Annotated in this window: 6 protein-coding genes and 1 pseudogene; all 7 read right to left on the bottom strand. The window is 61.7% G+C overall.

The window, feature by feature from the left end; all coding sequences use genetic code 11:
* Nucleotides 1-612 (bottom strand): annotated as a pseudogene (locus NUW23_08120) (MFS transporter).
* Nucleotides 613-656: 44 nt separating this feature from the next.
* The gene (locus NUW23_08115; protein MCR4426136.1) at nt 657-1,421 is read right to left on the bottom strand and encodes a DUF6062 family protein; all 765 of its coding nucleotides are present in this window, start codon (nt 1,419-1,421) and stop codon (nt 657-659) included.
* A 201-nt stretch (nt 1,422-1,622) separates the two neighbouring features.
* Nucleotides 1,623-2,738, bottom strand: coding sequence for a hypothetical protein (locus NUW23_08110; protein MCR4426135.1), 1,116 nt, complete (start codon nt 2,736-2,738; stop codon nt 1,623-1,625).
* Nucleotides 2,739-2,838: 100 nt separating this feature from the next.
* A complete protein-coding gene (gene raiA, locus NUW23_08105; GenBank protein ID MCR4426134.1) occupies nt 2,839-3,381 on the bottom strand; it encodes a ribosome-associated translation inhibitor RaiA in 543 nt (180 codons plus the stop codon).
* Nucleotides 3,382-3,496: 115 nt separating this feature from the next.
* Complete coding sequence (locus tag NUW23_08100) at nt 3,497-6,253, bottom strand: cation-translocating P-type ATPase (protein ID MCR4426133.1); 2,757 nt, start codon at nt 6,251-6,253, stop codon at nt 3,497-3,499.
* 33 nt (nt 6,254-6,286) lie between these two features.
* Nucleotides 6,287-7,510, bottom strand: a complete 1,224-nt coding sequence (locus NUW23_08095) for a DUF401 family protein (protein ID MCR4426132.1) — start codon at nt 7,508-7,510, stop codon at nt 6,287-6,289.
* Nucleotides 7,511-7,597: 87 nt separating this feature from the next.
* A partial coding sequence (locus NUW23_08090; protein ID MCR4426131.1) for a ComF family protein occupies nt 7,598-8,121 on the bottom strand: 524 nt, incomplete at its 5' end.

Here is an 8,121-nt window from a genome sequence, read left to right as displayed (position 1 = left end):
CCTCGCCGGCGACAGCTGTTCTCTTTAAGTGATAGGCTATCAAGGGAAAATCCGCGTAGCCGGCGGCAATCAGGGCGACCGCGCCGAGGTAGATCCAGAATGCCCGGGGCAGACCCCGTGAATCTACCGTGGCAGACTGGGCCTCCAGGCTACTGGGGGAGGGGTAGAGGTGACGTGCCACGAGAAGTGTACCCAGCGCACCAAGCGCCGGGATGAGAAGGACAGTGAACGCCCACCTGTAGCCACCCTGGCGGTACAGGACTGCCGCTACGACCAAAGGCCCTCGACCAGGTGGGGGCGGTCCTTGGGCCTTCGGGCTGGTGTCCGCACAGCCTTCCCAAGACGCTCCGCGATCATCAACGCGGCCGCGACTTCCCACCGCCCGGCTAGGGCAAGAAGGGGAACCGCAATGAGGTTCATCGCGTACCCGGCGAGCGTGATTGTCCAGTACTTGCGCGTCCGGTCGCTTATGTACCCAAACACAAGACGCAGCGCGTACCCGACCAACTCCCCCAAACCAGCCACGATGCCAACGGCCGCTCCACTCGCTCCAAGGACCGCGAGGAATTGTCCTGTAGCGCTGCGGGCACCCTCGTAAGTCATGTCGGCCAACAGGCTGACGACGCCGAGCAGTAGAACAAAGCCAGTTGCGCTCATCAGTGCACCTCCAACTCCGCCATGCCCGACCGGCCGAGCAGAAACCGCGCGACCTCGCCGGGGCCGTCTTCGGAGTCATTCCACGGGTGGTCGGCGTACCGGTAGTCGTGCTTGGTGATGAACCAGTCCAGCTTGGCCATTAAATCCTTCGCCCTGCGCGTGACGACGCGTTCAAGACTCTCCATGATCTCCGCCTGTTCTTCCTGCCGGAGGAGCGCCCGGGCCCAGCGAGAAATCAGTCTCGCATGTGGGATGCACAGCCCACTGGAACCGGCAAGGATTCCGCGGAACTCCGGGCTTCTGGAGTATAGGTCCAACAACGTTGTGACCCTTCGCTCGACCTGGGCCCTCATGCTCCGACAAAACCAGCACGAGCCCTCCGACCGTGCACCGCCCCGGAGCCGGCCCGCTCGCGACCGCGATCTGAGAACTGAGGCGATCCCGGCCCGGCCGTCATCGCCCTTCTCTCCAGCACCCTCACGCTCCATGAGCCGCTGCCCATCGACCCATGCGCGGAGTATGGATCCAAGGGTAATGGCCGTCCCCAGCATGTCCCGGGACACCAGAAGCATATCAGCGTGTCTCCTGCATATCCCGGCCGCCTCTAGCTCGGACCTGGCGCGAGGGTCCATAACAGACTCCCGGAGGTAGCTCTCGACCGTCCATTGCTCGTCTCTCTCCTGCAGTGTGCAGATGGGGCACTCTTTTGAGGCCTCGAAAGCCTCCAGGATCGGAAGAGTCTCTATGGAATCAAGGCCCGCCAACAGTGTCACCTCCATCGCGGCACTGAACAAAACGGGCCTCTACGGCGTCGACATCGACCAGCCATAGAAGCCATCAGCCAGCAGCCTTTCGGACCCAACATCCAGGGGGGCTTCATCCCCAGTGTAAATGTCCGTTCGGATTATACCACAAGTTATCACATTGGTAAACTCGACGCAAGGGTTGTGACGCAAGCGGTGCCGTCACCACGCAGCTCTCATCCCCGCGAGCCCGGCCACGACCCTCACCCCGGCGGACACCAGAGAGTGCCCACCCAGGATCACTGGGATCTCTGCCTCCCGGGCCTCCCTGACAAACTCCGCTGCGCCTCGGTCGCCGATTCTCTCGTCCATGAAAAGGTCTGACGCGAACCTCTCCTCCTGCCCAAGAACCGCGCCCATGTGCGCGAAGATCACCCTCGTGTCGATGAACACCGCCTGCGCGCACCAGGATAAGTGACCGAAGAACTCGCGCGCCCCCGCTGCCTCAACGAACCTGCCGATCAGGCTACGTGCGATGCCTGGCCTGTCCCGGCCGAACGACCTCATGCCCCGTTCCTCCGAGAACACTCTCAGCCTGCACCTGGTCTGCTCGTTCAGTGCCGCCACCGTGGAGGGCGGAACCCGCCCGATCAGCGCAATCTCAGTCAGCTCCCCCGCGAGTATCGCCTGCGCTCGCTTGAGCCGGTCCCGGGCGAGGCAGGCGGGTTCCCACGCGGCTGCGGCTCTGATCCTCGGGTCTAACTTCGGAAACTCGGATAGTATGAGGACGTCGGTTGGGGTGTCCACATCGAAACCAGTGCCCAGGGTCGGAGCAAGTGGGACCAAGTGAACGCCGGATTCGGCCGCGACCACCATGGGCACTGAGTTGTCCTGGTCCGGAAGGCTTGGGTCGAGGACAGCTCGAACGTTCAGCGTCCCGAACATGTCCGCCGAGTAGATGTTGTTGGCCACCATGGACTCAGGGTTATCGTGGATGGCCTGGGCGAATGATTGGACCTCCGCCGCGGTCATGAGCTGCCCGCTCCCACCACTCAGATAGATGAACCCACGAGGTGCGTGGGTATGGACCGCTTCTTGGAGCCTTCTCCCGAAGTGGAAGCCGGACGAGGCATCGGACACCTCGGAGATCGCGCCAGTCTCCTGTTCCGCCCGCCGGCCAAGGTGAGGCCGATCTGTGCAGAGGACTACCGGATCGAAGTTGCCCGACGCAGAGAGTCTAGCGAGGAGGGCGATGGTCATCTCCTCCCGGACTCGAGCGACCCAAGTCTCGACAGGCCCGGTGTAAGGCCCGCCCTCGAACACGATCGCGGTCAGCACCACCAACACACTCCTTCCCCTGCCACATCCACTACGTTGATAGGCGGGGACGGGAGCGCCCTCCGCGCCCCGCCCCCGCCGCAGTCGCCTCTGCGAGTCTTCAGAACTCCGGCTCGATCAGCCCGTAGTTGCCGTCCTTGCGCCTGTAGACCACGTTCACATCCTCGGTATTGGCGTTGGAGAACACGAAGAAGTCGTGCCCGAGGAGCTCCATCTGCATGATGGCCTCCTCGACGGACATGGGCTTGATCGCGAACCGCTTGGTCTTGACCACCTTCGGCTCGAACGCCTCCGCTTCGGCCGGTTCGACGGGGCCGACGGCGGACTCCACCAGGTTATCACCCATCTGCCTGAGTTTCCGGTTGATCTTCGTCTTGTACTTGCGGATCTGCCTTTCGATGTTGTCAATTGCACCGTCGATGGATGCGTACATATCTGGCGTGGTCTCCTCGCCCCGAAGCAGCAGGCCGTCGACTTGGATCGTGATGTCCACATCGTGCATCCCGCGCTCAATCCCCATGGAGACTTGAGAGTCGATGATGCCGCGCTCGAAGAATTTCTCGATCTTGGCGAGTTTCTTCTCCGCGTAGGCCCTAAGAGCATCCGTGACCACGAGGTTTCGCCCTTTTACCGTGATCTCCACTCACATCAGCCCCTTCTGATGTCATTGTGCCTGCCCGGCGAGTCACTCTAGTACTTCCCCCTCCCTCGCGAAAATCCTTCGTGGAGCGGGCGCACATACTCACTCAGCCCGGCGGTCAGTCTGCCTGCTCGCCCCTTAGCCTTCCGACCCACTTCAGCACTTCCCCGACAGCCAGCAAGACCATGGAAAGCAGGAGGACGTCCAAGAACTTCAAGCCCTGAACCGCGGTGACGTCGAAGAACCCCTGCAAGAAAGGAATGTAGACGATCGCGAGCTGGAGCGAACCGGATATGAGGACTGACGCCACAAGATGGCGGTTCCTGAAGATGCCCACCCTGAACGCGGAATCGATGTAGGACCGGAAGTTGAACGCATGGACGAGCTGTGCGAAGCTCATGGTCATCAGACACATGGTCCTGGCAACCAGAAGGTTCTCGGCAGAAGTGTCCATCGGTCCCGGCCACCCGAGGCCCATCGCGAACGATACAAGGCTCACCGCGGCAACGGATAGTCCGTAGATCAGCATCCTCCTGACAGCAACTGGACCGATTACCGCAGCGTTGCGGTCCCGCGGCTTACGTTGCATGAGATGCCTTGAAGGGGGGTCAACGCCGAGGGCGAGGGCGGGAAGGCTGTCGGTAACCAGGTTCAGCCAGAGGATCTGTATTGGCAGAAGAGGCCTCGGAAGGCCCATGAGGATCGCGGCAAAGATCAGGATTATCTCCCCCACGTTGCATGACAGAAGGTACTGCACCGCTTTCTTTATGTTGTCGAAGATGACCCTGCCTTCCCGGACAGCCGCAACGATAGTGGCGAAGTTGTCGTCCGTCAGGATCATGTCCGCGGCGCCCTTTGCCACATCCGTGCCGGTGATGCCCATGGCTGCCCCGATGTCAGCACGCTTGAGGGCCGGGGCATCATTCACCCCATCGCCGGTCATCGCCACGACATGCCCAGCTCTCTTCCAGGCATCCACTATCCGCACCTTGTGCTCGGGAGCCACCCTGGCATAGACCCTTATCTTCTCGACCGCCTCATCGAGTTCGCGATCGGACATGCGGGCGAGTTCGGCCCCGGTCAAGGCCACGGAATCGGGAGTCAGGATCCCGACATCTCGCGCAATTGCCACGGCGGTGGCCTTGTGATCCCCAGTGATCATGACCGGTGTGATCCCGGCGCCGAAGCATTCTGCCACGGAATCGCGGGCCTCGGGACGAGGAGGATCCTGCATGCCCACAAGCCCGAGGAAGACCATACCGTCCTCAACGGTCTCGACCGACACAGTGTCTGGAAGCGCAGTGAGTTCCTTCTGGGCCATCCCGAGCACTCGGAGCGCCGCGTCAGCCATCCTCACGTTCGCGCCCTGGATCTCGGCACGGAGGGCGTCGGAAAGCGGCACCACGGCCGTTCCGTCGAAGGCATGGGTGCATACCTTGAGAAGCTCGTCGGGAGCTCCTTTTGTGCAACAGAGGTAGGTATCGTCCGTCCGGTGAATGGTGGTCATCCGCTTCCGCTCCGACTCGAAAGGCAGCTCAGATATGCGCGGAGCCCATTTCGCGAGTTGGATCTTGTCGACTCCTGCCTTCAGCCCTGCCACCACCAGCGCACCCTCAGTAGGGTCACCGACCATCTCGAGACTCGCCCGGGTCGTCACCGCGCCGGCCGAGCCCTTCACACTGACCGACCTCACTCTCGCGTCATTGCACAGCACAGCGCAGGTCAGGGTCCTCATCACCGCAGGGTCAGATCGCGCATCAACCCGCTGCCCATTCTCGATCAGCGCACCATCTGGGGAATACCCATCTCCTGTGATTTCGATGGTCCGGCCGGGAACGTACATCCGCTTCACAGTCATCTGGTTCGTGGTCAGGGTCCCGGTCTTGTCAGAACACACAACGCTCGCGCTGCCCAGAGTCTCCACCGCGGGCAGGCGCCGGATGATTGCGTTCCTTGCCGCCATGCGTTGCACCCCGAGGGCAAGGACTATCGTGACGATCGCGGGAAGCCCCTCGGGGATCGCGGCGACTGCAAGACTCACCGCAGTGAGGAACATGTCGAACACTTCCTCCCCACGCAGGACACCCGCGATGAAGACGCCGATACACAAGAGAACTGCCACGATGCCCAGTCTCTTGCCGAGGTACTCAAGTCTCTGCTGCAGCGGGGTCGTCCGGTCCTCCTCCTGTTGGAGGAAAGCCGCGATTTTGCCCATCTCAGTGGACATCCCTGTCGCCACAACCACGGCAACGCCCCGCCCGTAGGTGGCGGAACTGCCCATGAACACACAATTGACCCGGTCTCCGAGCGGTGCATTCACGGGGAGCACGGCGGAAGCGTTCTGTTCCACAGGCACAGACTCACCTGTAAGAGATGCCTCGTCCACCTTGAGCAAGGCAGTCTCAATGAGCCTTGCATCTGCCGGAACGCTGTCTCCTGCGTCTATCATGATGACGTCTCCCGGGACGAGCATGGAAGCATCCACCATGCGGACCTCGCCCGACCTCAGAACCCGAGCCTTCGGGGAAGCCATCTTCCGCAGCGCCCCGAGTGCGCTCTCTGCGCGCCGCTCCTGAACGACTCCCAGGACTGCATTGACGACTACGATGAAGGCGATGACGATGGCATCATCCAATTCCCCAACCAGCGCAGACACCCCGGCCGCAACGAGCAGCAGGATCACGAGAAACTCGCGGAACTGCGCCACAAACTGTTGGAGTAGCGTGCGACCCGAAGCTTCCGATAGGGTGTTCGGACCGTATCTTTTCAGTCTCTGCTCGGCCTCTTCCTCAGAAAGGCCAGATTCACGTGACGCGCCGAGTTCCACCAGGACCTGGCCCGGGGGCATCGAGTGCCACGGTTTTTCGGTGTTCACGACGATACCTCCGTTTTGATTGCGTAGCATGGTCTAAAGAGTGATGTACAGGAGGACGCTGGCCGTGACTATCAAGGCCTCGGGGCACAGCATCATGCGGACCACACGCGCGAAGTCCGCCTTGAAGTACTCCACGGTGAGAACGAGGCACAGATGCATCGGTGTGAATTTCATGCCGGCTATACCCGACACGTAGGCCACGGCCGCAAGGCGGATGTCGGGCCCTCCCCCGGCACCGACGAGACCAGCAATTATGGGGAACGCCACCCCGACAAAGGCAGATGACAATCCCGTGAGAAACCCGATCAAGATCGGAAGCACGATCACGATGAGGAGGGTGGGAGCGCCGGACGCCAGCAGAAACGAGGTAATGCCATCCACCGCGCTCGTGGCAGCCAACATATCTTTGAAGAACATGATCCCCAGCACCAGCAGGCCGATTCGGGGAGACAAGGCCTTTGCTATCATCCGTCGCAAGTCCGCCCAACTCGGCCTCACTACCGGAAGAAGGACCGCACACGCTATGGCCGATCCGGCGGACATGTGCCACCCCAACCCCACCACGAAGAAGAGGGCAAACAGGACAGGGCTGACTCCCACAAGTAGGCCCGCCAGGGCGGTGCCTGTGCTCACACCGTCGGTCCTCGGCTGCAATGCAGCTGACCGGGGCACTCCCCGGTAAACAGTTGGTATGATTACGACCGAGGAGATAACAGCGAGGGGAAGCATGGCAAGCATGAGCGTTCTCACAGGCACGCCAAGAATCTCGGAGGCCAGAAACATGGCGGGGTACACCGGAACCGCGTACTCCATTATGTGCCTGAACCAGAAATTGGCTACCGCCTTTCGTTCAGGGGAGAGTTCCATGTCCCGGGACGTGCCTTCCACCATGGGGCAGGATATGAGGGCACCTCCGGCGGACGGCAAGAGGCCGATGAAGGCAGGCAAAACCGCCATGGTGATTCTCCGGTCTCGGACGAGCACCCCTAGGGAGGAAATCACGCGCTCCAGCATCCGCCCATGGTCCATGAGCGCCTCGAGAAACACGACGAAGACCATCGCGGCCAGGATGTTGAAGGTGGACTGAGACGTTACGGAGCGAAACGCGACAGTAGCAATTCTGCCAGGACCGAAACCGAACAGGACACCCAGTAAGGCGCCTGCCAGCACCATGACCGCTCCGAGGTTCAGCTTGCGTGAGAGAAGGACGAGAACAAGAATGAGGACTACGAGCACCTTGACTAAGTCTACCACCATAGGCCCCCACTTCAGCCGGGATAAACCTCTCCGGGAATTCTGCTCCGATTATATACCTGCCACATCCCTCCTGCAACGCGGAATCATCTAACGGGACAGCCAGTCCCGGCCGTCCGCCACAGAGACGGCAAATGTGACCACTACTACGTCTTTGGCACCCACACGCAGCAGCGCACGGGCACACCCATCAGCAGTCCCGCCCGACGTCAGCACGTCATCGATGAGAAGGACGGACCTTCCCGCCACCCGGGCCGGTACACCCGCCTGGAAGGCTCGGAGTGCATTGCGGCGCCTTGCGTCGCGTTCGAGCCCGGCCTGGGCAGGGGTGTCTACTGTGCGCACAAGGCATTCAGGTTGGGCTGGCACTCCGAGCGCCTTTCCGACTTCGTATGCGAGCAACTCAGCCTGGTTATATCCCCTGCGGAGAACCTTCGCCGGGTGCAGGGGCACGGGGACTACAGCGTCACACGCCAGCGCGCCACGGGCCCTTCCGGCGCAGATCGCCATCAGTCTCCCGAGGGGTGCTGCCAGCTCGACCTTCCCGCGGTACTTGAGATCGTGCACGTAGTCCCTGGCCGCCCCCTCGTAGATCGCAGCGGCCCTGGCGAGCT

The sequence above is a fragment of the Bacillota bacterium genome (genome assembly GCA_024655925.1).
Lineage (GTDB): Bacteria > Bacillota > DTU025 > DTU025 > JANLFS01 > JANLFS01.
Note: the sequence above shows the minus strand (reverse complement) of the source record. Positions and strands in the feature narration are given on the sequence as shown.